Annotated in this window: 24 protein-coding genes, 2 pseudogenes and 1 riboswitch; of the genes and pseudogenes, 13 read left to right on the top strand and 13 right to left on the bottom strand. The window is 71.7% G+C overall.

Annotated elements, in window-relative coordinates:
- Window positions 1–78: 78 nt before the first annotated feature.
- Entirely contained in the window at window positions 79–216 is a 138-nt protein-coding gene (locus ACPEEZ_RS11865; RefSeq protein ID WP_423919203.1) for a hypothetical protein, read from the bottom strand.
- 165 nt (window positions 217–381) lie between these two features.
- Here ACPEEZ_RS11865 and ACPEEZ_RS11860 point away from each other — a divergent pair, with 165 nt between their 5' ends.
- Window positions 382–969 carry a thermonuclease family protein gene (locus ACPEEZ_RS11860; RefSeq protein WP_423919200.1) on the top strand — a complete coding sequence of 196 codons (588 nt, stop codon included), beginning with the start codon at window positions 382–384 and terminating at the stop codon, window positions 967–969.
- Here ACPEEZ_RS11860 and ACPEEZ_RS11855 read toward each other — a convergent pair.
- Window positions 966–3113: an MMPL family transporter gene (locus tag ACPEEZ_RS11855; protein ID WP_423919197.1), complete on the bottom strand. Its 2148-nt coding sequence runs from the start codon at window positions 3111–3113 to the stop codon at window positions 966–968. The two genes, ACPEEZ_RS11860 and ACPEEZ_RS11855, sit on opposite strands and share 4 nt — an antisense overlap.
- A gap of 106 nt (window positions 3114–3219) precedes the next feature.
- Between ACPEEZ_RS11855 and ACPEEZ_RS11850 the strand changes: the two genes are divergently transcribed.
- Window positions 3220–3759 (top strand): MarR family winged helix-turn-helix transcriptional regulator, encoded by a 540-nt coding sequence (locus tag ACPEEZ_RS11850; protein WP_423919194.1) that lies wholly within the window; start codon window positions 3220–3222, stop codon window positions 3757–3759.
- 39 nt (window positions 3760–3798) lie between these two features.
- Window positions 3799–5253 carry an L-serine ammonia-lyase, iron-sulfur-dependent, subunit alpha gene (locus ACPEEZ_RS11845; RefSeq protein ID WP_423919192.1) on the top strand — a complete coding sequence of 485 codons (1455 nt, stop codon included), beginning with the start codon at window positions 3799–3801 and terminating at the stop codon, window positions 5251–5253.
- 58 nt (window positions 5254–5311) lie between these two features.
- Here ACPEEZ_RS11845 and ACPEEZ_RS11840 read toward each other — a convergent pair whose 3' ends face one another.
- Complete coding sequence (locus ACPEEZ_RS11840; protein ID WP_423919189.1) at window positions 5312–6214, bottom strand: aminodeoxychorismate lyase; 903 nt, start codon at window positions 6212–6214, stop codon at window positions 5312–5314.
- A gap of 75 nt (window positions 6215–6289) precedes the next feature.
- On the opposite strand from ACPEEZ_RS11840, the gene ACPEEZ_RS11835 reads away from it, so the two are divergent.
- Window positions 6290–6985 (top strand): pentapeptide repeat-containing protein, encoded by a 696-nt coding sequence (locus ACPEEZ_RS11835; protein ID WP_423919186.1) that lies wholly within the window; start codon window positions 6290–6292, stop codon window positions 6983–6985.
- Between the two features lie 31 nt (window positions 6986–7016).
- Here the strand turns inward: ACPEEZ_RS11835 and ACPEEZ_RS11830 are convergent, their stop codons facing one another.
- On the bottom strand, window positions 7017–7901 hold the full coding sequence (locus ACPEEZ_RS11830; protein WP_423919183.1) for a LysR family transcriptional regulator: 885 nt from the start codon (window positions 7899–7901) through the stop codon (window positions 7017–7019).
- Between the two features lie 95 nt (window positions 7902–7996).
- Between ACPEEZ_RS11830 and ACPEEZ_RS11825 the strand changes: the two genes are divergently transcribed.
- From ACPEEZ_RS11825 to ribH, 8 genes and pseudogenes are all read left to right on the top strand, one after another.
- Complete coding sequence (locus ACPEEZ_RS11825; RefSeq protein ID WP_423919180.1) at window positions 7997–8719, top strand: SDR family oxidoreductase; 723 nt, start codon at window positions 7997–7999, stop codon at window positions 8717–8719.
- A 104-nt stretch (window positions 8720–8823) separates the two neighbouring features.
- Entirely contained in the window at window positions 8824–9432 is a 609-nt protein-coding gene (locus ACPEEZ_RS11820) for a TetR/AcrR family transcriptional regulator (protein ID WP_423919178.1), read from the top strand.
- Complete coding sequence (locus ACPEEZ_RS11815) at window positions 9429–9881, top strand: anthrone oxygenase family protein (protein ID WP_423919175.1); 453 nt, start codon at window positions 9429–9431, stop codon at window positions 9879–9881. Before ACPEEZ_RS11820 ends, ACPEEZ_RS11815 begins: the two co-directional genes overlap by 4 nt.
- Before the next feature lie 48 nt (window positions 9882–9929).
- Window positions 9930–10193, top strand: a pseudogene (locus ACPEEZ_RS11810) (alpha/beta hydrolase); the annotation flags it as partial.
- Between the two features lie 103 nt (window positions 10194–10296).
- A complete protein-coding gene (locus ACPEEZ_RS11805; protein WP_423919173.1) occupies window positions 10297–11196 on the top strand; it encodes a MerR family transcriptional regulator in 900 nt (299 codons plus the stop codon).
- Window positions 11197–11891: 695 nt separating this feature from the next.
- A riboswitch (FMN riboswitch) is annotated at window positions 11892–12034 on the top strand.
- Between the two features lie 140 nt (window positions 12035–12174).
- A complete protein-coding gene (locus tag ACPEEZ_RS11800) occupies window positions 12175–12819 on the top strand; it encodes a riboflavin synthase (RefSeq protein WP_423919171.1) in 645 nt (214 codons plus the stop codon).
- Window positions 12816–13454, top strand: a pseudogene (ribB, locus tag ACPEEZ_RS11795) (3,4-dihydroxy-2-butanone-4-phosphate synthase); the annotation flags it as partial. The gene ACPEEZ_RS11800 and the pseudogene ribB, both read left to right, overlap by 4 nt.
- A 41-nt stretch (window positions 13455–13495) precedes the next feature.
- Window positions 13496–13999, top strand: coding sequence for a 6,7-dimethyl-8-ribityllumazine synthase (gene ribH / locus ACPEEZ_RS11790; protein ID WP_423919168.1), 504 nt, complete (start codon window positions 13496–13498; stop codon window positions 13997–13999).
- Here the strand turns inward: ribH and ACPEEZ_RS11785 are convergent.
- From ACPEEZ_RS11785 to upp, 9 genes are all read right to left on the bottom strand, one after another.
- Entirely contained in the window at window positions 13996–14790 is a 795-nt protein-coding gene (locus tag ACPEEZ_RS11785) for a dienelactone hydrolase family protein (protein ID WP_423919165.1), read from the bottom strand. The two genes, ribH and ACPEEZ_RS11785, sit on opposite strands and share 4 nt — an antisense overlap.
- Before the next feature lie 9 nt (window positions 14791–14799).
- Window positions 14800–15378: a TetR family transcriptional regulator gene (locus ACPEEZ_RS11780; RefSeq protein ID WP_423919162.1), complete on the bottom strand. Its 579-nt coding sequence runs from the start codon at window positions 15376–15378 to the stop codon at window positions 14800–14802.
- Between the two features lie 38 nt (window positions 15379–15416).
- The gene (locus tag ACPEEZ_RS11775; RefSeq protein WP_423919159.1) at window positions 15417–15872 is read right to left on the bottom strand and encodes a GNAT family N-acetyltransferase; all 456 of its coding nucleotides are present in this window, start codon (window positions 15870–15872) and stop codon (window positions 15417–15419) included.
- Window positions 15869–16705, bottom strand: a complete 837-nt coding sequence (locus ACPEEZ_RS11770) for an NAD-dependent epimerase/dehydratase family protein (protein WP_423919157.1) — start codon at window positions 16703–16705, stop codon at window positions 15869–15871. The genes ACPEEZ_RS11775 and ACPEEZ_RS11770 overlap by 4 nt, the downstream gene beginning before the upstream one ends.
- A gap of 51 nt (window positions 16706–16756) precedes the next feature.
- On the bottom strand, window positions 16757–18169 hold the full coding sequence (locus ACPEEZ_RS11765; RefSeq protein ID WP_423919155.1) for a serine hydrolase domain-containing protein: 1413 nt from the start codon (window positions 18167–18169) through the stop codon (window positions 16757–16759).
- Between the two features lie 55 nt (window positions 18170–18224).
- A complete protein-coding gene (locus ACPEEZ_RS11760; RefSeq protein WP_423919152.1) occupies window positions 18225–19592 on the bottom strand; it encodes a cryptochrome/photolyase family protein in 1368 nt (455 codons plus the stop codon).
- Complete coding sequence (locus ACPEEZ_RS11755; protein WP_423919150.1) at window positions 19589–20173, bottom strand: MarR family winged helix-turn-helix transcriptional regulator; 585 nt, start codon at window positions 20171–20173, stop codon at window positions 19589–19591. Before ACPEEZ_RS11755 ends, ACPEEZ_RS11760 begins: the two co-directional genes overlap by 4 nt.
- Before the next feature lie 303 nt (window positions 20174–20476).
- Complete coding sequence (locus ACPEEZ_RS11750) at window positions 20477–21277, bottom strand: winged helix-turn-helix domain-containing protein (protein ID WP_423919147.1); 801 nt, start codon at window positions 21275–21277, stop codon at window positions 20477–20479.
- 414 nt (window positions 21278–21691) lie between these two features.
- The gene (gene upp / locus ACPEEZ_RS11745; RefSeq protein WP_423919144.1) at window positions 21692–22324 is read right to left on the bottom strand and encodes a uracil phosphoribosyltransferase; all 633 of its coding nucleotides are present in this window, start codon (window positions 22322–22324) and stop codon (window positions 21692–21694) included.
- Window positions 22325–22406: 82 nt separating this feature from the next.
- Here upp and ACPEEZ_RS11740 point away from each other — a divergent pair, with 82 nt between their 5' ends.
- Window positions 22407–22841 carry a nucleoside deaminase gene (locus tag ACPEEZ_RS11740; RefSeq protein ID WP_423924268.1) on the top strand — a complete coding sequence of 145 codons (435 nt, stop codon included), beginning with the start codon at window positions 22407–22409 and terminating at the stop codon, window positions 22839–22841.
- The last annotated feature ends 34 nt before the right edge of the window (window positions 22842–22875 follow it).

Raw genomic sequence — 22875 nt, 5'->3', positions numbered from 1 at the left:
CTCCGCGATGCCTCCGCAGACGGCAATCGCCCCGGGCGTGGTGCCCGGGGCGACGAGATGATGCCTGGTCGAGGAGCGCTAGCGCTTCTTGACGTTCGAGACGATGTCCTCGGCGTGCGAGGTGGCGTCGTGCTTTGCCTTCTTGTCGGCGCGCTTCTCCTTCAGCGAGCGCACCGCGGGTTTCGCACTGCCCTTGTGGGATGACTTCTCTGCCATGATCGTGCCTCCGTCATGGGCCGGGGTGGCCCTGTGCGCCGAAGCGTACGCGGCGCACGACCATCCGTGGGGAGAACGCGGTGCTTTGGCAGTTAGCCGTCGTGTCGGCGGCTCCCTCTAGCCTTGCCGCATGCCCGACCACGTCATCACCCTGCCCGTCCTCCCGTGACGGCCCGTCGTCGACGGCGACGCCGGTCGACCCGCTCGACCGTCCTCGGCCTGCTCGGGGTCCTCGCCCTCGCGGTGGTCGCGATCGCGTTCCCTCAGGTGTTCGACCGCCTCTCCCCGGGTGGCTCGCCCACCCCCGTCGCCATCCCCACCGGGGTGCCCGCCGAGGCCGTGGCCGCGACGGTCGACCGGGTGGTCGACGGTGACACGGTGATCGTGGTCCTCGACGGCGGTGCCCGCGAGCGGCTCCGGCTGATCGGGGTCGACACTCCCGAGACCGTCAAGCCGAACGCGCCCGTCGACTGCTTCGGGCCCGAGGCGAGCGCGTTCACCACGGCTCACGCGGCGGCGGGGTCGACGGTGTGGCTCGAGAGCGACTCCACCCAGGGTGACCGCGACCGCTACGACCGGCTCCTGCGCTACGTCTGGGTCGACGACGGGTCGCTGCTCAACGAACAGCTGATCGCGGGCGGGTTCGGCCGCGAGGACACCTACGACGCCGCGTACCGGTACCGCGACGCGTTCGTGCAGGCGGAGAAGACGGCGGAGGCGCAACGCGTCGGGCTCTGGGGCGCCTGCGGCTAGGCGCCGCCCGATCCCGAAACCGACCCCGAAGCCGAAACCGACCCCGATCCCGGCGCGACGGAGCCCCGCCGCCCCGGCCACCAGAACCGGTCGCCGACCGTGAAGACGATCGCCGGGACGAGCACCGTTCGGACGACCAGCGTGTCGAGCAGCACGCCGATGCAGACGATCACGCCGACCTGGGTCAACGCGACCACGGGCAGCACGCCGAGCACCGCGAAGACCGCGGCGAGCACGATGCCGGCGCTGGTGACGACGGCACCCGTCGACGACAGCGCCCTGATCATGCCCTCCCGCGTGCCGTGGGTCAGGGACTCCTCGCGGGCCCTCGTGGTCAAGAAGATGTTGTAGTCGACGCCGAGCGCCACCAAGAACAGGAACGCGTACAGCGTGACGCTCGTGTCCAGGGCCGGGAAGCCCAGCGCGTGCTGGAAGATCCAGGTCGACGTCCCCAGGCTCGCGGCGAACGTGGCCATGACCGACGCGATCAACAGCACCGGGGCGACCAGCGAGCGCAGCAGCACGGCGAGGATCGCGAACACGATGGCGAGGATGATCGGCGCGATCAGGTCGAGGTCGTGCTGGGCCGCGTCCTTCTGATCGAGGGCGGTCGCGTCGCTGCCGCCGACGATCGTCGTCGAGAGGGGCCCGTCGGCGTCGGCGTAGGCGGTGCGGAGGCGCTCGATCGTCGCGAAGGCGGCGTCACTCTCGGGCTCCGCGCTCAGCTGGACGTCGATCCGCGTCAGACCGCGCGCCGTCTCGGAGGCCGCGGCCGTCGAGACGCCCGTCGTGTCTGTCGCGAGGGTGATCGCCGCATCCGCCTCGGCGTCGGGGGCCAGCACGGTCGTGCTGCTCGTGAGTCCGGCCGAGAACGAGCGGTCGATGATCTGCTGACCCGTCACCGACTCGGGCGAACCGAGCAGCTGGGCGGTCTGCGACAGCCCGACGGCGTAGCCGCCGAGTCCGAGGCACAGCACGGCGAGTCCCACGACGGAGGCGCCGATCACGACGACCGGACGGCGTGCGACCCGTCGACCCAGGCCCTCCCAGAACCCGTGACGAGCGCGGCCTCGCCGACCCGCGCCTCCTGCGGTGCCGGCGGAGGCCGAAGTCGCGGTCTCGAACCGCGGTACGAACGGCCAGAACAGCCCGCGGCCGCACACGACGAGCGCGGCGGGCAGGGCGATCAGGGCGAACAGGATCGCGACGACGACGCCGATGGCGCAGGCGAAGCCGAGCGCGCGGTTGCCCGAGAGTGACGCCAGCAACAGGGTGATCAGGCTGAGGGCGACCGTCCCGCCGCTCGCCGCGATCGCGGGGCCGGCGCTCGTGACCGCCGTCCGCATGGCGCGGTGCCGATCGGGCTGTCGCGTGAGCTCCTCTCGGTAGCGCGCGACGAGCAGCAGCGCGTAGTTCGTGCCCGCGCCGAAGACGAGCACGGAGAGGATGCCCGAGATCGAGGCGTCGACGTCGATGCCGAGCGGCCCGGCGAGGGCTCCGACGACACGACCGGCCAGGGCGTCGGCGGCGCCGACGACGGCGAGCGGGACGATCCACAGCACCGGGCTCCGGTAGGTGACGATGAGCAAGACGGCCACGACGATCACCGTGACGAGCAGCAGACGGAAGTCGGCGCCGGCGAACGCGTTCGAGACGTCGTCCTGGAACCCGACCGGCCCGGTCAGCGAGGCCGTGACCCCGACCGGCAGATCGGTCGACGCCGCGGTGCGCAGCATCGACGCGACCGTCGAGACGTCGTCGCCGACCTGGGCGGCATCGAGCGGCACGGCCACGAGCACGGCCGTGCCGTCGTCGCTCACCTGCGGCCGGACGGCCTGCGGTGTCGACGACAGCTTCGCCAACGAGGAGGCGCGGGTCTCGATGGCCGCGACGTCCGCGTCGTCGAGGCGGTCGCTGCCGGCGCTCCACACGACAATCGCGACGGTCGACCCCGCCGACGGGAACGACGCGAGCTCGTTCGTCACCTGCGCCGCCTGACTGGAGTCGGGCAGCCCCGACGGCGGCGACGACTCGCTCTTCGCCCCGGGCAGCAGGGCGAAGAGGAGGCCGGTGAGGACGAGGGCGCCGGCCAGGACGGCCCACGCGGTGCGGTGACCGCTGACGATTCGGGCGAGTGCGCGCATACTTTTATCTCACGATCTTGAAGTCTTAGTAGCTAAGACTAATGGAGATCGCGATGTCTGTCCGCGCCGATCGAGAACCGCGCGAGAATCGAGAGCAGGAGGTCCCATGCCCGACCACGTCGACCCCACCCCGATCGCCGCGCCCCCGGCTGCCGCCCGCGGAGCGCTCGAAGCCGACATCATCGTGCAGATGCAGCGGCTCAGCACCGAGTCCCAGCGCGTCGCACAGGCGTTCGCGACCCGGCACGGCCTGGGCCAGATCGACCTCGAGGCGCTGCTGCACGTCATGCAGGCCGAGCTGCGGGGCGACCCGCTCACCGCGGGAGGTCTCGGCGACGCGCTCGGCGTCACGTCGGGAGCCGCCACCGGCGTCATCGACCGCCTCGTCAAGGTCGGCCACGTGACCCGTGACCGCGACGAGCACGACCGGCGCCGGGTGCTCGTGCGCCGCGCCGACAAGGCGCGGGTCGTCGCGGGGGAGTTCTTCGGGCCGCTCGGTGCGCTCGCCGACCGGGTGATGGACGACTTCGACCGGGCCGAACTCGAGACGGTGCAGAGGTTCCTCGGGGCGATGGCCCCCGCCCTGGCCCGCCATGCCGAGTCGGTCGCGGGCCGTCGAGCCGAGACGGACACGCCGCGCGCGTAGACTCGCGGGGTCGTCCCCACGAGCGAGGGAGGTGAGCGGATGACCGACTACGTCTCCGCTCTCGACCTGTTCTCCATCGGCATCGGGCCGTCCAGCTCGCACACCGTCGGGCCCATGCGGGCCGCCCTGTCGTTCGTCGAGGCGGTGCTGCACTCCGGTCGACTCGACGACGTCGTCCGCGTCGAGGCGGTGCTCTACGGCTCGCTCGCCGCGACCGGGCTCGGGCACGGCACGCCGTCCGCTGTCCTGGCGGGTCTCGCCGGCATGGAGCCCGAGACGTGCGACCCGCTCGTCGTCTCGCGCATGACGGAGGCCGTGGAGCAGGGCGGCGGCATCCGCCTGCTCGGCACGCGCCAGATCGCGTTCTCGCCCGGCGACCTGCGCATGGCGCCGCTCACCCGCATGCCCCGGCACCCGAACGCCATGAGCGTCGAGGCGTTCGACGCGGCCGGCGAGTCCCTCTCGCGCGAGGTCTACTTCTCGATCGGCGGCGGCTTCGTCGTCCGCGACGGCGACGACGAGCACGCCGTCCCCGCCAGCGAGGCCCCGCTCGCGTTCGTCGACGCCGACGACCTGCTGCGCCTCTGCGACGAGAACGGTCTCACCATCGCGCAGCTCGCCTGGCAGAACGAGGTCGCGCTGCACGGAGCCGACACGGTGGCCGCGGGGCTCGACGCCCGCTGGCTCGCCATGGAGGACTGCGTCGACGTCGGTCTCTCGACCGAGGGCGTGCTGCCCGGCTGGATGAAGGTCCGTCGTCGCGCCCGCGCGACCGCCGACCGACTGCGAACCCTCGAGGAGGCGCAGGTCGCGTCCCCCGCGTCGGTCCCGTCGACCGTCGGCGGGCCTGCGTCCCCGGCTGCCGCCGCGACCCCGGCACCGTCCTCCCTGCTCTCGTCCGACCTGCCCGCGCAGTGGCTGCAGGCCTACGCCATGGCGGTCAACGAGGAGAACGCGGGCGGCGGCCGCGTCGTGACGGCGCCCACGAACGGCGCCGCGGGGATCATCCCGGCCGTCGGCTATTACGCGATGCGCTTCCATGGCGTGACCCGCGCCTCCTTGGCTCGCGAGTATCTGTTGACGGCCGCGGCCATCGGTTCCCTCTACAAGCGCAACGCCTCGATCTCGGGTGCCGAGGCGGGCTGCCAGGGCGAGGTCGGCTCGGCGTCGTCGATGGCGGCCGGCGCGCTCGCCGCCGTGCTGGGCGGCACGCCGCGACAGGTCGAGAACGCCGCCGAGATCGCGATGGAGCATCACCTCGGTCTCACCTGCGACCCGGTGGGCGGCTTCGTGCAGGTGCCCTGCATCGAGCGCAACGCGATCGCGGCGGGCACGGCCGTCGCCGCGGCACGCATGGCGCTCGGCGGGGACGGCAGTCACGTCGTCAGCCTCGACACGGTCATCGAGACGATGCGGCAGACGGGGCGCGACATGAAGGACAGCTACAAGGAGACCTCGCGCGCCGGGCTCGCCGTCAACGTCATCGAGTGCTGACGGGGCGTCGGCCGCGACTCAGCGGCGACGCGCCCGTATCAGCGGCCACGCGCCGGTATCAGCGGTGACGTGCCCGGAGGAACGCGACCGCGTCGGCCGTGAACTCGGGGTCGGTCGAGACCGCACGGCCGTCCAGCTCGACGACGGGGGCCAGCAGGCGCCCGCTCGAGAGCAGCCACAGGGCGTCGGCCGCCCGGATCTCGTCCACGGTCATCGCGCGGTACTCGGTGCTGAGACCGACCGCGATCGCGTGCTCGAACAGGGATGCCTGCGTCGTCCCCTCGAGGACGCCGAGCGATGGGGGAGTCGTCACCAGCGTCGAGCCGAGGCGGGCGACCACGGTCGAGTTCGGCCCTTCGAGTACGACGGCGTCCGAACTGACGAACACGACGTCGTCGGCGCCGCGGCGACGGGCCTCGCGGAGGGCCGCCAGGTTGACGGCGTACGAGAGCGTCTTCGCGCCCTGCAGCAGCCACGGCGAGGTCTCGGCCACGTCGCTGCGGTAGCCGCGGTCGAGCGTCACGGCGCGGATGCCGGCCGTCTGCTCTGCCGTGTGGTCGGGCATGACGAAGGCGTGCGCCCAGGCCGTGGGGCGGTCTCCGCCCTCGTCGCCCCGGGTCAGGACGAGCTTGATCAGGAAGGCCTCGTCGTCGGCCCCGGCCGCGACCGCCTGGTCGATGGCGTCGCGCCAGGCCGCCTCGTCGGGCACGGGCAGGTCGAGCAGTGCCGCGGATCGGGCGAGCCGCGCGACATGGGCGTCCACCGCCTGCGCGCGCCCGCCGAACACGCCGATGCTCTCGAAGATGCCGTCACCCCGCGTCGCGGCGAGATCGGCGACGGAGACCTGTGGGTCGGAAGGGTCGGCCTGCTCGACCGACGCGACATGCGATCGGGTGGTGCCATCGGGCTCGGCCGGAGCCGTGGCGTCGTGACGGAGCAGGAACAGCGCAGGGAGACTCACGCTCCGACCGTACCGCCGCGCGCCCTGCGAGCGCGCGAGGCCACGACTGTCGGAGGCGCGGGTTAGCGTGATCCCATGCCGTCACGTCGATCCACGCCCGACTCCCGCCCCGGCCCCTCGACCAAGGGCACGGCGGCGCCCCGGCTCGACGTCGTCGATCCCGATGGTCTCGTCGACATGGGCACGGATCTGCTGACGGCCCGTGAGCACCGCGAGCTCGAGCGCTACGCCGATGCCGATCTGACCGACCGCGACCTCGAGGGGGCGACGTTCTCCGAGTGCGTCTTCGAGGCGGTCCGGTTGGGCGGTGCCAAGCTGCGCGGCGCGCGGTTCGTCGAGTCCGTGCTGTCCGACTCGTTCGCGCCCGAACTGTCGGCGCCGCGGACGACCTGGCGCGACGTGCGTATCGGACGTCCACGATGGGGCTCGGCCGAGCTGTTCGACGCGAGCGTGCAGTCGGTCCGGCTCGTGGGCGGCAAGATCGACTTCCTCAACTTCCGCGGCGCCGAGCTCGTCGACCTGCAGATCGAGGGGTGCAGCATCGGCGAGCTCGATCTGGGCGGGGTGCGGGCTCGTCGGGTCGCCCTCGTGGACTGCCGGGTCGGAGTGCTCGACGTGACCCGCGCCTCCTTGTCCGACGTCGATCTGCGCACCACCGACATCGCGCGCATCGACGGTGTCGAGGGGTTGCGCGGTGCCACGATCGACGACCTGCAGCTGTCGCTGATGGCGCACGCGTTCGCCGACCACCTCGGGGTGCGCGTCGAGTGACCGCCACGCTGGCGGGGCCCCGCGCCGGCGGCTAGGCGATGTGTGCGGCGTCCGCGGTCACGAGTGCGGCCGCCCGCACCGCGTTCCGCACGACGCGGGCGACGTCCGGTGACGTCGACGCGGCCGGCCAGGCGACCACCGTCGTGGCGAGAGGGGCGTCGAGCACCGGTACGGCGACATGCTCCGGCCACTGCAGCGTGCGGCTCGAGCGGGGGATGACGATCACGGTCCGGCCGAGGGCGACGAGCTGGGCCAGTTGTGCCTGTGTGTGCACCTCCGGCCCGGGGCCGTCCGGGTAGCTGCCGTCGACGCGGGGCCACCGTGCCGCGGGCAGGTCGGGCACGTCGCGCAGGTCCGCCACCGAGAGCGACGTGCGGGAGGCGAGGCGATGCGACCGGGGCACGATCGCCACCTGCTGCTCGCTCCGCAGGTCCTCGGTGTCGAACTCGGTGAGGTCGTCGTACGTGCGGTGCATGAGGGCGACGTCGGCCCTGCCGTCGCGCAGGAACGCCGCCTGCTCGTGCACCTCGCCGAACTGCACGTCGATCGGCAGCCCCTGCGGGTCGGCCCCGTGCACGTCGAGCAGCGCCTGCAGGAGTTCGTGGTCGGCGCCGGCCTTCACGGCGAGCACGAGGCGCCGCTCGGGACTGCCCGCGCGGCGGGCCCGTCGGCCGGCGGCCGCCATCGCTGCCAGGGCCGGCCCTGCTTCGGCGAGCAGGACCGTGCCTGCGGGGGTGAGCTGCACACCCCGTGGGGTGCGGTCGAAGAGCGGCGCGCCGATGCGGAGTTCCAGCTGGCGGATCGCGCGCGACAGCGGCGGCTGGGTCATGCCGAGCCGGGCGGCGGCGCGACCGACGTTCCCCTCTTCGGCGACGGTCACGAAGTAGCGGAGTTCGCGGGTCTCGAGGTCATCCACGCCGACGAGCCTACGTCCCTGCGATACCCGCCGGGTATCGACCTGCACCCGATCGGTCTTGGACGTGGACGTCGGCGCGGACCGAGGATCGGAGCATGACATCAGCAACCACCGCCCTGGTCACCGGGGCCAACAAGGGAATCGGATTCGCCATCGCACAGGGACTCGGGAGGCGCGGCCTGCGCGTCGTCGTCGGCGCGCGTTCCGAGGCGGCCGGCGCGGAGGCCGTGGAACGGCTCGCTGCGCAGAGCATCGACGCGTCGGCCGTGCGGCTCGACGTCACCGACGACGCGAGCGTCGCGGACGCGGCGACCGAGCTGGACGACCGCTTCGGCACGCTCGACGTCCTGGTGAACAACGCCGGGATCTCGGGGGCGTTCGACCCCGTGACGTGGGAGCAGGACCCGACGACGATGGACCTCGACGAGCTGAGGCGCGTGGTGGACACGAACGTGTACGGCGTCGTGCGGGTCACGAACGCGATGCTCCCGCTGCTGCGACGGTCGAGTGCTCCCCGCATCGTCAACACGTCGAGCAGCATGGGGTCGCTCGGTCGGCAGCCCGGCCCGGTGATGGCGGCCTACTCGTCGTCGAAGACCTTCCTGAACGGCATCACCGTGCAGTACGCACGCGCTCTCGCCGACACCCCGGTGATCGTCAACGCGGCCTGCCCCGGACTCGTCGCCACCGACTTCAACGGGTTCGCCGGTGACCGCACCCCGGAGCAGGGGGCCGCGATCGTCGTCCAGCTGGCGACCCTGCCCGATGACGGTCCCCGCGGTGGGCTCTTCGACGACGGCGGTGTCGTCCCCTGGTGACCTGCGGCAACCGGATGAAGGCACGCTCCCACGCCGCGCGTGCCAAGGCCTGATCGCACCGAACGAGGTCGACGCATCTACCTACCGTTAGGTAGGCTACGATCATGACTTCTCAGATTTCTCCCGACGCGTCGTCTCGGCCGCGCGGGGCCGAGACGCGGCGGCGCGCCCAGAAGGTGGCGCTGGAGCTGTTCACCCGGCAGGGGTACGAGGCGACCTCGTTACGCGAGATCGCGGACGAGCTCGGTATCAACAAGGCATCGCTGTACTACTACTTCGCCAGCAAGGAGGCGATCCTGCAATCGCTCTTCGACGAGCGGGGCACCGAGGCGGCAGACCTGCTCGTGTGGCTCGGCGAGCAGCCGCGGAGCCCGCGCCTGCTCGAGGAGGCCGTGCTGCGATGGGTGGACTCGTTCTCGAGTGAGAAGCTGGCCGCGATCCGCTTCATGACGGCGAACCCCCTCGTGTTGCGCGGGCTCGCCGATTCGACCGGCGACCGCGTCGGTGCACCCTTGAACGACCTCGTCGACGAGCTCGCCGGGTTGCTGCCCGAGAGAGCGGACGGCGACGTCGTGCTGCTGCGGATGGCAATCCTCAGCATCAATGCTGCCGTGCAGGCGGCTGCGCAGACCGACGCCGCCGACGCCGAGATCGTCGCCGCGGCCCGGCGGGCGGCGCGGGCCTTGATCGCCGAGATCGGGGCTGCGCGATGACCGTCCTGCTCGTCGTCCAGTTGGTGCTCGTGGGACTGCTCGCCGGCGAGGAGTTGATCGTCCGCTGGGGCATCCAGCCTGCCCTGCGGCGGCTGCCCGACGATGCTCACGTCCGCACGCGCATCGCGTTGGTGAAGTCGCTCAAGGTCGTCGTGCCGATCGTGATGGTCCCTGCCGTCCTGGCCTCCGTTGCCGTCGTCGTCATCGCGGGCGCGGATGACGGGCTGGGCTGGCGGATCGCCGCGATGGCGGCGCTGGTGGTGTTCGCGCTGGCGTCGTTCGTCGGGACCGTCCCGATCAACATCGGCGTCAACGACTGGGATGCGGCCGATCCGCCGGCTGACTGGAAGCACGTCGTGCGGCGCTGGGAACGCATCGACGTCGTCCGCTCGAGTGCCGCCGGCCTCGCCTTCGTGCTGTTCACCATCGCGCTGGTGCAGCTGCTGTGACACCCCTGCCCAGCGTCGGATCGCGCCGGTCGCGTCGCCACAGGACCGGCGAGATACGCCGACCTGTCGCCTCTCACCCACGTCTCGCCATCGTCACCGCCGACGCTGATGATTCACGGAATCCACGACGGCATGGTTCCGACCAGTCAACGTGAACGCTTGGCCACGGCGCTCGAGGAAGCAGGCGTCGAGCACCGACTCGTCCTGATCGGCGGAGCCCAGCACGGCTTCGACATGATCTATGGCACACTCGCCGGCCAAGTCGCACGGGCCGAGGTCATGTCCTACATGCAGGAACACGTCATCCAGTGATCTAGATCCCGTCCCGATCTGGGATGACGGGTTTGCTCCTGTCGCAGCGTCATGTGGTCTCCTCGACGGAGGTCTTGTTCCGTCCCGCTCCGAGAGGTCCGCCATGCACTCGTTCCCAACCCCGCCCCGTGAGGTCCTGATCGGCGACGCCGCGGCGTTCGTCGGCACCACTCCCCGGGCGATCCGTCACTACCATCAGGTCGGCCTGCTGCCCGAGCGCGAGCGGGGCAGTGACGGCCGCCGACGGTACGGCTACCCCGAGATGATCCGGCTGCTCTGGATCAGACGCGTGGCCGATGCCGGGATCGCCCTCGACGACATCCGCGAGGCGTTCGCCGACATCGCACCGGTCGGGGCGGGCGTCGCGGACGAGGTCGACGACGTCCTCGCTCGGCTGGAGGACGCGCTCGCCGCGCAGGAGGCCGAGCTGCGACGGAAGCGGGCCCTGGTCCGACGCATGAGGAGCCTCGGGAGCCGGCTGGGGCTCCTCGACGACATCGTCTCCAGCCGCCTCGAGGCCGCGCCGGAGGGGTCGTTGCGCCAGGACGACCTCGATGCCTTGCTGGTCACCGAACGGATTTTCGGGCCCCTCGGCGCCGCCGTCCAGGCGGGCCGGTTCCTCGCCCTGGCCCGTGATCCCGCGCTGCGCTCGGAGTCCGATCGTGTCGATGCGGCTGAGAAGGCGCTCGACGACACGGTCGCCGTCCACGACCCCCGCGTGGCACAGGTGGCCGCCGAGCGCCACGCTTTCGAGACCGCCCTCATGCGCGTCATCGAGGAGTCGGGTCAGACGGAGGAGGATGAGGCCCTCTTCGACACCTGGGACGAGCTGCACCCGTCCGACGACGCCGACACGGTACCCGAATCGAGTCCGGGGGACGAACGCCGCATCAGGAGCGCGGCGGACGCGATCCGCAGCATGCCCTACGACTTCTCGCCGGCTCGACTCCGCTGCATGGAGCTGGTAGTGCAGCTCGGCGCGGCGGCACCGGCGAGAGGCTGAACGACGGAGCGGACGGGCCCGACGTCCGACGGCCTACGCGGAGGCGCTGAACCCGACCGCCCTCGGCAGACGTCGTCCCAGGAGGGCGGCACCACCCGCCGTGACGAGGAGCCCTGACGTCATGACGACGACCCACGAGATCGGGACCCCGCTGCCGAGGAGGACGCCCGCCAGTGGCGGGCCGAGGAACGTCGAGACGGGTAGGTCGCCGAGTTCAAGGCGTGGTACCGGCCCCGGAGCCGATCCGAGGCAAGAGCGTTGGGCATCGCGGCGCAGGCGATGAGCAGGCGGCTGCGACGCATCGCCCGGGTCGCTCGCTCCACCGGACGTTGGAACACAATGAGCGTCGCGGAGAAGGTCCTCGGCTCCGTCAGCCGATCCGCGCTCACGAGCGGGCCTCGACGCTGTCGGCCAGGGCGGGAGGCCGGAGGCTCGGGTCAGGGAAAAGAGAACGGTCCACGATGCGTGTCCAATCCGGAGGGTGTGCTGTCAGGCGCAACCAGCATCAGAAAGGAGACGTTGCCTCGGAGGAGGCTAGACGCCGACGCGTTCGAAGGGCAACTCCCGTTCGCTCATCGAGAAGCGCTGCCAGACGGCTGGGGCCCGGTCGACGCCCGTGCGCTGGGCCGTCGCGCTTCGAGTGCGCCGAGAGATCGGTGGGGGCGACGAGGGCGGTGCTACTGTACGTGTCGAGCAACGCGCTCCGGGGTCAGTGAAAATCTGAACCGGCGGTCATAGTCCGCGACCCGGCGTGAGAGCCCCATCGGGGTGATCGTGTCGGTTGAACCGGTGGAACTCCGGTACCGACGGTCATAGTCCGGATAGGAGGCAGCGCGGGCCCGGTGTCGTCCGTTCGTGGACGCTCGGGCTTCTCGCGACCTCGCGTCGTCCCCGGAGCACCCGACCGGAGAAGACGACATGACACGCTCCCTGCGATCCGCGCACCCGACCCCTCGCTCGTCGATGGTGGTGGCCTAGATGTTCACGGGTCTCGTCGAAGAGCTCGGACGCGTCGACCGCCTCGACGACAACGGCGACAGCCTGCGTCTCACGGTGCACGCGCCTCTGGCCGTGGCCGATGCCGAGCACGGTGACTCGATCTCCGTCAGCGGTGTCTGCCTGACCGTCGTCGATCGCGACACCGCGTCGTTCACGGCCGACGTGATGAAGCAGACGCTCGACATGAGCACGCTCGGCGGCGCGATGGTCGGCACCCCCGTCAATCTCGAGCGCGCGGCCCGGGTCGGCGACCGGCTCGGCGGCCACATCGTGCAGGGGCACGTCGACGGCACGGCCGCCGTGCTCGAGGTCGAGGACGGCGACGCCTGGCGGCGGGTCCGGTTCTCGCTGTCGGACGACCTCGCACCCCTGCTCGTCGACAAGGGCTCCGTGACGCTCGACGGCGTCAGCCTGACCGTCAGCGCGATCAGCGAGCCCGGGGCCGAGCAGGGCTGGTTCGAGGTGTCGCTGATCCCCGAGACGCTGACCGCGACGACGCTCGGGCAGCGGGTCGCCGGCGACCGGGTCAACGTCGAGACGGACGTCATCGCCCGTCACGTCCGCCGCATGCTGCGCCTCGACGAGCTGGCGGGCGGCCGTCCGACGGCACAGGTGGACGCATGACCGACATCGCCCTCGACCTGAGCACCATCGAGGTCGCCCTCGACCACCTGCGTCGAGGTCGACCGGTGATCGTGGCCGACGACGAGTCGCGCGAGAACGAGGGTGACGTCATCCTGTCCGCCGAGCTGGCGACGCAGGAGTGGCTCGCCTGGCTCGTGCGGGTGTCGTCCGGCTTCGTCTGCGCGCCGATGACGGCCGAGATCGCCGACCGGCTCGACCTGCCGCCGATGGTGGCGCAGAACGAGGACGTGCGGGGCACGGCCTACACGGTCAGCGTCGATGCCGCGACCGGTGTCAGCACCGGGATCAGCGCCTCCGACCGTGCTCGCACGCTGCGCGTGCTGGCCGATCCGGGTTCCGTGCGCGACGACCTGCACCGACCCGGGCACATCCTGCCGCTGCGGGCGCGAGCCGGCGGGGTCCGGGTGCGCAACGGACACACCGAGGCGGCCGTCGACCTGATGCTGGCGGCGGGCCTCCGGCCGGTGGCCGCGATCAGCGAGATCGTGGCCGAGGACGGTGAGATGATGCGGCTGCCGGGTCTCGTCGAGCTCGGCCGCCGCGACGGGGTCCCGGTGATCACCATCGCCGCCCTGGCCGACTGGCTCACCGCGCGCGACGCCGCGGCCGCCGCCCCCACGACCACCACCAGCCCCAACACCGAAGGAGTCACCGCATGAGCGGAGAAGGCGCACCCACCGAGCTCGACGTCGACGGGGCGGGCATCCGCGTCACCGTGGTCGCCGGCACCTGGCACACGACCATCGCCGAGGGCCTGCTGGCCGGGGCGCTGACGACGATCGAGCGACTCGGGGCCGAGGCCACCGTCGTGCGCGTGCCGGGCAGCTTCGAGCTGCCGGTCGTCGCGAAGGCCGCGCTCGACGCGGGTGCCGACGCGGTCGTGGCACTGGGTGTCATCATCCGCGGGGGCACCCCGCACTTCGACTTCGTCTCCGACGCGGCGACCGCCGGGCTGACCCGGGTCGCGCTCGACACCGGCAAGCCGGTCGGCTTCGGCGTGCTGACGCTCGACGACGAGCAGCAGGGCCTCGACCGGGCCGGCCTGCCCGGCTCGAAGGAGGACAAGGGCGCCGAGGCCGCCCACGCGGCCATCGCCACGGCGATCACGTTGCGCGGTCTGACCGCCCCCGTGCCCGAAGGGGTCGGGGCCTCCGCCTAGGCCAGCACCTCGTCGAAGAACGCCGTCATCTGCGCCCACGACCGACGATTGGCCGTGGCGTTGAACTGGGCACCGTGCTCGGGGGCGTCCGTCCCCGGTACGGCGAACGCGTGCATCGCGTCGCTGTAGCTCACGAGCTGCCAGTCGGGGGCGTCCGCCGCACGGAGCTCGTCCTCGAAGGCGGTGACGGCCTCGTCGGGGACGATCGGATCGGCGGCGCCCGTCATGACGAGCAGGGGAGCCGAGATGGCTCCCTTCTCGGCGGGTGCGCCCGTGCCGAGCGCGCCGTGGAACGACGCGACGCCGGCCACGTCGGCGCCCGAGCGGGCGAGCTCGAGCGCCCCCGAGCCTCCGAAGCAGTAGCCGATGACGGCGATGCGGGCCGGGTCGACGCCGGGCTGGGCGCGCAGGCGCTCCAGGTTGGCGGTCAGCCGCGAGCGGAACAGCTCGACGTCGCCGTAGTACTTTCCCGCCTCGGCCGAAGCCGTCTCGGGCGTGGGGCGGACGCCCTGCCCGTAGATGTCGCCCGCCAGCGCGACATAGCCGAGCCGTGCCAGCATCTGGGCGCGCACCTTGACGTGGTCGATGACGCCCATCCAGTCGTGCAGCACGAGCACGGCGGGCAGGGCCTCCGACGAGGAGGCGCGGGTCGGCGTCGCGAGGAACCCCTCCAGGGGCACGTCGGCGTCGTAGACGACGGTCTCGGCGGTGACGCCGCCCGTATCGGGCACGCTGTCGAGCAGCTCGCGGAGTTCGGGGGACAGGTCGGGCGTGGGATCGGTCGTGGTCACGCCGTCACGCTACGCCCCGGGCACCTCGACGGTCGCGACCAGCTGCCGGACGGCCTGCTCGACGACATCGCGTCGCCGTTCGTCGGGGCCGACGTGCAGGTTCGTGGCATCCGGTGTCACGAACCAGGCGAGCACGAGCCCGAACAGCATCGTGAGCAGCTCGTCGGCGTCCCACCGGGCGTTGACCTCGCCGCTCTCCTGAGCCTGTCGGACGGCCTCGCGGCGTGCCTCCAGCTGGTCGTGGTCGACGACGCCGGGGCTCGGCAGCGAGGCGCCCTCGATCTGGCCCCAGAGCAGCAGGCGGGCGTCGTCGGCGTGCGTCGCGAGGTGTTCGTAGAGCCGCGATGCCCAACCCGGGAGGTCGTGTGCATCGAACGGGATCGCGCTGAGCCAGCGATCGATACTCTCGCCTAGGGCGGCGTCGAAGAGATCGCGCTTCGTCGCGAAGTGCGCGTAGAGGCGCTCCTTGCTGGCCTCGGCCTCGCGCGCGATGGAGTCGATGCGGGCGCCGGCGAGTCCGCGGGCGGCGAACTCGGTGTGGGCGGCGGCGAGGATTCGTTCTCGTGGCGGGGTGGCGCGGCGGGGCATGGCCCGAGTGTAGGGCCGAGCCGCGGGCCGCGACACGGTCACCCGGCGGCGCTGGCCGCGGTTGCCGGGCGTTCCATAGGAAGGTGCGGGATGCCGTCCTCGTAGAACAGCGGCCCCGACGTGGTGAAGCCGAATCGGCCGTACCAGCTCTCGAGATGCGCCTGCGCGTCGAGGCGCACGACGCGGTCGCCGCACTCGACGAGGGCCCGATCCATCAGGGCAGCCGCGAGACCTCGACCGCGGGCGTGTGCCGCCGTCGTGACGCGCCCGATGCGTCGGTCGTCACCGTCGGCCAGGACGCGGACCGTCGCGAGGACCTCGCCGTTCTCCTCCGACCAGAGCAGACGCGCCTCCGGTTCGATGTCGCGGCCGTCGAGCTCGGCGTAGGCGGCCTCCTGCTCGACCACGAAGACGTCGACGCGCAGACGGAGGATGGCGTAGAGCGTGAGCGGTTCGAGGTCGGCGACGCGAGCCGTGTGGTGGGTGACGGTCATCGGGACACCCTACCGGCGCCTCCGCCCTCCGACGGCTGGTCCCAGGGCTCGCCGAGCGGCCGGGCCGCGAAGTCACCGCCGACGACGTCGGGCCGCGGCGTCGTGCTCGGCGACGCGTCGGGGAAGTTCGCGGCGAACGTCTCGCCGTCGTCCTGCGGATAGAACCCGATGCGGTGGCCCGCCGCCAGCGACACGGCGCGGCGCGTGTTGTGCGAGACGCCCCAGACGATGTGGTGACCTCGTTCGCTCGTCGTGAGCGCCGCCTCCACGAGTCGGGCGGTGTCGGCGGGGGACAGCCAGGTGCCGAGCGAGCGTTCGTCGTAGGGCTCGGGTTCGGCCGACATGATGCGGGCCGACACGACCGTCGTACCGTGACGATCGGCGTAGAGGCTGCCGAGTGCCTCGAGCACGACCTTGCCGACGCCGTAGAACGAGTCGGGACGCGGCGAGGGCACGATCACGTCGCGGGCGCGCTCGTTCGGCACGAGGCCGACGGCGTGCACCGAGCTCGCGGCGAGCACGCGGCCGACGCCGGCCCGGTGCGCGGCCTCGTGCACGGCGTGGGCCGACTCGATGTTGACGTCCACGATCTCGCGCCAGGTGCGCTCGCCCGGGTAGGACGCCAGGTGCACGAGCAGGTCGGAACCCGCGATGGCGTCGGTCAACGCGTCGACGTCGGTCACGTCCACGACCTCGAACCGCTCGCCGTCCGCGAGCCCGACCGACGGCTCGACGACATCCAGCAGCCGCACGTCGTGTCCCGCATCGCGGAGGAACGGCCGGAGGAGCGTCGCGACTCGTCCTGAGCCGCCCGTGATCGAGATGGTCGCCATGTGTCATGTCTACGCCCCCCGGGCGGAGCCCGGGAGCGCGACGACCGGCGCCTAGTGCTCGGTCTCGGCGCGGACGTTCACCGTCTGCACGCGCGGTGGGTCCTCCGGCGTGAGCCGGATCTCGACCCGGAGCACACCGTGCGCACCCGGGAGGCGCCAGACGAGATGCGAGGGAGCCTTGGACTCTTCGCCCGCAGCCGGGTCGAGTGTCTCGCGCGCGCCTCCGGACGGCGCGGCGGTGACGCCGCCGATCGACGCGATCGCCTCGGCCCAGAGCGCGCGCCGGTGCTCGAGCGGGACGTCCCACTCGACGTTCTCGCTGAACAGGCCGTCGGGCACGTCGCCGCCGAGCACGATCGCCGAGACAGCCGCCTGGGCCGCCCGGGTCTCGGCCCACGGCGTCACGGAGACCCGCGACGCCGGCGACTCCGACAGCAGCCCGTCGAAGGCCGAGGTCACGGGCACGGACACCTGGGCGTAGGTCGCGTTCTCGAACCCCAGCACGCCGACGCCGGTCGCGGCCTGCCAGCGCATGTGGGCCGAGAACCCCGGGTAGCCGCCCGAGTGCGAGATGACGGGCCCCGCCTCCGGGTACTGCTCGACGAACAACCCGAAGCCGTACCCGGCGGGGTGCGCCCCCAGACCGGGCGCCAGCCGGTGCAGCTGCTGCATCTCACGGCGGGAGGCGCGGGACAGCACGCCGTCGACGTCGCGTCGGCCCTCGGGGTCGAACGCCGACGCCAGCCAGGTCGCCCAGCGGGCGAGGTCGCGGGCCGTGCTGAACAGCCCGCCGATGGGCGAGAACGCGCCGGGCGCGCTGAACGGCAGCTCGTACCAGGTCGTGCCGAGTCGGCGATGGCCCACGGCGACATCGGCAGCCGGACGCACCGACGCGTCGAAGCCGGTCGAGGTCAGGCCGAGCGGGCCCAGGACGGTCGTCTCGATCACCTCGCGGTAGGGGAGCCCCGCGGCCACCTGCACCGCCCGGCCCAGCAGGGCGTAGCCGAGGTTCGAGTAGGCGAACGTCGTGCCCGGGATGCTGTCGAAACGCAGCCCGCGTCGCAGCAGCGCGTCGAGCTCGTCGTCGGTGATGGACTCCTGACGGTCGCCCCAGGGGTCGTCCGTGGGCAGGCCACCCGACATCGTCAGCAGCATGCGCAGTGTCGGCACGGGGGAGTCGTCGGTGGGCAGGGCCACGTCGGCGAAGGCCGGCACGACGTCGGTGATGGGCTGGTCGAGCTGCAGGGCACCGGCGTCGCGCAACGCGAGCAGGGCTGTCGCCGTGAAGCTCTTCGTGCACGAGGCGATGCGGTAGGCGGTGTCGGCACCGGGTGTCGAGCCGCCCACGGTGCCGCGCCCGCCGACGTGCTGCAGGCCGTCGCGGTCGAAGCGGGCGAAGACGACACTGGGGGCGCGATCCTCGGTCTGGCGGGCGTCGAAGATTGCGTCGATTCCGGTGCTCATGACTGCTTTCGTGGAGGGGTGCTGAGAGAGTGCGCGGCCGCTGACCGGCCGACGGTCAGTCGCTGCTGCGACGCATGGCCTCGTACGCGTCGAGCGCGTGACGTCGCGACGCCTTGAGGTCGACGATCGGCTCGGGGTACGAGTCGTCGTCGATCTCGGGCACCCACTGGCGGATGTAGTCGCGGTGCTTGTCGAACCGGTCGGCCTGCAGTTCGGGGTTGAAGACCCTGAAGTAGGGCGCGGCGTCGGCGCCCGACCCCGCGGTCCACTGCCAGTTGCCGGGGTTGTTCGCCTCGTCGGCGTCGACGAGGCAGTCCCAGAACCACTGCTCACCCACGCGCCAGTCGACCAACAGGTTCTTGACGAGGAAGCTCGCCGTGACGAGCCGCACCCGGTTGTGCATGTAGCCGGTCGCCCAGAGCTCGCGCATCCCCGCGTCCACGAGCGGGATGCCCGTCCGGCCCCGACGCCACGCCTCGACCTCGGCCTCGTCGACGTCGCCCCACGGGAACCGGTCGAACTCGGGCCGGTAGTTCTTCGTCGCGAGCTCGGGGTTCGAGAACAGGATGGTGTAGTTGAACTCACGCCAGACGACCTCGCGCAGGAACCCCTGTGCCTGGTTCTTGGCCTCGGGCGACAGATCCCTGCGCATGCGGTGCCAGACCTGGAAGGGGCTGATCTCGCCGAAGCTGAAGTGCGGCGAGAGGTGGCTCGTCGCCGCCTGCGCCGGTTCGTCGCGCTTGTCGTAGTCCTCGAGCACCTCGCGGGCGAAGTGCTCGAGGGTGCGATGGGCCGACGCCTCGCCCGGCTCCCACCGGTCGCGCAGGCCCCCGGCCCAGTCGGGCGTCGTCGGCAGCAGGCCCCACCCGTCGAGGTCGTCGCTGGCGGGAGCCTGGGACGGTCCGTGGATCTCACGGGGCTCGGCGACGGGGTGCCGTGGCTCCGGCATGTCGAGGCAGGCACGCCAGAACGGCGTGAACACCTTGAACGGCTGCCCCTGCCCCGTCTGCACCGTCCACGGCTCGAAGAGCAGGTTGGCCTGGTGGCTCTCGACCTGGAGGCCGCGGTCGCGCAGCGACGCCTTGAGGCCGGTGTCGACCTCGCGTGCCCCGCCGCCGTAGCGCCGGTTCCAGAACACGGCGCCCGCACCGGTCTCGTCGACCAGCCGGGGGATCTCGGTCGCCGCGTCGCCGCGACGCAGCGTCAGCGACGCGCCCTTCTCGCGCAGGGCCGTGTCGAGGGCGAGGAGGCTGTGGTGCAGCCACCAGCGCGACGCACCCCCGAGAGGACGGAACCCGGGTGAGACCTCGTCGAGCAGGTAGAGCACGATGACGGGTTCGCCCCGATCGACGGCCGATCGCAGGGCCGGATTGTCGGCCAGGCGGAGGTCGTCGCGCAGCCAGACGATCGACGGGCCCGTCATGCCGTGCCCGGTGTCGCGTCGGAGCCGGACAGCGCGTCGGGGGACAGGGCGTCGCGCGACACGGCGTCGAGGGCGGCCGTCGTCGCGACGGCCTCGCGGGTGAGCTCGTGCCCATCGGTGACGGCGGTGGTCTCGGTCGCCGAGTCGGCGCCGTCGAGACGCAGCTTCGTGCAGAGCTCGGTCAGCGCGATGAGCTCATCGGTGTCGAGGGCCCCGCCGACGCGGCGCTTGATGGCGGCGGCGTGGCTGACGGCCGTCCGTCGATAGAGATCGAAGCCGGCTTCGGTCAGCGAGACGATGATGCCACGGCCGTCACCGGGGTCGTTGTGCTTCTCGACGATGCCGCGTGAGGCCAGCCGATCGACGAGGCGGCTGATGCTCGGCTGCGTGAGCAGCAGGTGTCGCGTCAGGTCGCGGATGCGCGCACGCCGATCGGGCTGACTCGACAGGTTGAACAGCACGTCGTACTCGTTGAACGACACCTCGCCGGTGGGGAAGCAGTTGGTCAGCTCGCGCATGACGGTGACCTGTGCCCGGAAGAGTGACTCCCACGCACCGACGGCCAGAGACGTGTCGCTCATCGTTCACCTCGCGTTTCTTTCCCACGAGTCTAGGGACGGGAGCCGACATCGGGCCGGTCGAGTGGCAGCGCCGAGGCCCGGACAGACCGAAGGCCGGTCGCATGGCGACCGGCCTTCTCCCTTGCACCAAGAGTGTCCTGCAATCACATTCCTGCTTCGGCTGCCACAGCAAACAACGTCAGCGGGATCAATCTATAACGGCTTGGTAACGGTGGTCCAGTTACCGAATCGTTATTTTCCTGTGAGCTTCCCCAGAGCAGCGGGAGAGGGGGACTCGGTGGTCCGCCACGAGGCGGACACGGCTCAGAAGACGTCGGGCGACGGCGTGGAGGCCTGGCGGATCGAGACGTCCGCGTGGCGGTCGAAGCGGTATCCGACGCCGCGCACGGTACGGACGATGTCCTCGAAGGCGCCGAGCTTCGAGCGGAGGCGGCGCACGTGCACGTCGATGGTGCGCTCGTTCGGGGCCTCGTCGTCGGCGGCCGACCAGAGGCCCGAGATGAGCTCGGCCCGTTCGATGGTGCGGCCCTCGCGCAGGACGAGGTACTGCAGCAGCTCGAACTCCTTGTACGTCAGGGGTGCCACGTCGCCGTCGAGCAGCAGGCGCTTGCGCGAGATGTCGACGACGACGCCACCGCGGGCGCCGGGCTCGTCGTCCTCCACCACCGGGCGGTGCTTGGCGAGGGCCGATGGGTCCTGCAGGGCCAACCGGACGACGTCCACGTCGCGGCCACCGGCACCCTCGGGTGCCAGGGCGACGGCTGCGTGCGTCTCGGCCGAGGGGGCGATCTCACCCAGCAGGCTCTTCAGCTGCGCCACGATCGCGCCGAGGTCCGTGCCGTCGCCGGCGGCCTTGAGCTGGTCGATGCCCACGTAGAGCACGAAGCCGCGTGCCTCCGTGCCGTCGGGCACGGCGCGGGATCGGTTCGACGACTCGGTGGTGGTCGCGGCCGGGGCAGGCGAGGGCGCGACGGCCGATGCGGTACGAGCACCAGCCGAGGTCGACGTCGCCACGGCCGAACGTCGTTCGGTCGGGCGGAGGGTCGCGGCCTGCGTGGACGCGGGGCGGAGGGCGGTGACGGGGCGGTCGAGGGTCAGAGACATGGGGAGGCCTTTTCAGGTGGTGAGGACTCGTCCCCGGCCTGGCGGTACGCCGAAGGGTGAGGAGGCGGGAGAGCCCTCGAGTGTGTCGGTACCCCGATCGGGGACGACGGAATCGCGAGAAGCGAATCGGCGTCCGTGCTGATCGGGCGGTGCGGGGGCGCGACGTCGATGTGGTGACGTCAGATCGCCCGGGAGTCGACGGGCTCAGTGAAGGTCGTTCACGAGCGCCGGGTCGACTCGGCGAGGAGTGGCCGGATCAGGCACACATTCGACACATGACAGCGTGCATCGGCATCATCATGCCGGTGCTCCCGAGGGCCTCAAAGGAGGTCGGGGTGTGCACACTGGTAGTCATAGGGGAGATTTTGTTACACCGTGCGTCGTGCTGTCAAGGCCGACGCACGGGGGAGCGGCTCAGGCGAGGCCGTAGAGGCGGTCGCCCGCGTCGCCCAGCCCGGGCACGATGTAGCCGTTCTCGTTCAGCCGCTCGTCGACGGCGCCGAGCACGATGGTGACCTCACGGCCGTGCATCGCCTTCTCGACGGCGGCCAGGCCCTCGGGCGCGGCCAGGATGCACACGGCGGTGACGTCGACGGCCCCGCGGTCGAGCAGGTAGTCGATCGCGGCGATGAGCGAGCCACCGGTCGCCAGCATCGGGTCGAGCACGAAGCACTGGCGGTTCGACAGGTCGTCGGGCAGGCGCTCGGCGTACGTGGTCGGCTGGAGGGTCTCCTCGTCGCGCACCATGCCGAGGAACCCCACCTCGGCCGTCGGTACGAGCTTGACCATGCCCTCGAGCATGCCGAGACCGGCACGGAGGATCGGCACGACGAGCGGCCGCGGCGAGCTGATGGCGAGACCGGTCGTCGGCCCGACGGGCGTCTCGATGTCGATCGGCGTCGTGCGCACGGCGCGCGTGGCCTCGTAGGCGAGCAGCGTCACGAGTTCTTCGGTCAACGCCCGGAACGTCGGCGACGGCGTGGTCTTGTCGCGGAGCACCGTCAGCTTGTGGGTGATGAGGGGGTGGTCGGCTACGTGCACTCGCATAGGCTCAACGCTAGCCCAGTCCGCGACCGCCGCGGGGGCAGGAGGACCGGTGCCCGCGATACCGAGCGAGTTCGACGCCTGGATGGGGCGCGCCCTGGACGAGGCCCGCGCGTGTCGCGTCTCGCTCGACGTCCCGGTCGGGGCGATCGTGCTCGACGCCGCCGGCGAGGTCGTCGGGGTGGGGCGCAACGAGCGCGAGCTGCGCCAGGACCCGACGGCACACGCCGAGGTGCTCGCTCTGCGCGCCGCGGCCGAGCACACCGGCGACTGGCACCTCACCGGCACGACGCTGGTCGTGACCCTCGAGCCCTGCCCGATGTGCGCCGGGGCCATCCTCGCCGCCCGGGTGCCCCGGGTCGTCTTCGGCGCCTGGGACGAGAAGGCCGGAGGCGCGGGCAGCGTCTACGACATCCTCCGCGACCGCAGGCTGCCGCACCGTTCCGAGGTCTACGCGGGCGTCCGCGAGGCGGAGTGCCGTACGGTGCTCGACGACTTCTTCGCCGAGCGACGCGGCTGACGGGACGGCTCCGCGGGGAGGGACGGCTCGGCGC

Origin of the sequence: Frigoribacterium sp. 2-23 (assembly GCF_049601585.1) — a bacterium.
Classification (GTDB): domain Bacteria; phylum Actinomycetota; class Actinomycetes; order Actinomycetales; family Microbacteriaceae; genus Frigoribacterium.
This window is presented reverse-complemented; position numbering and strand designations above follow the sequence as displayed.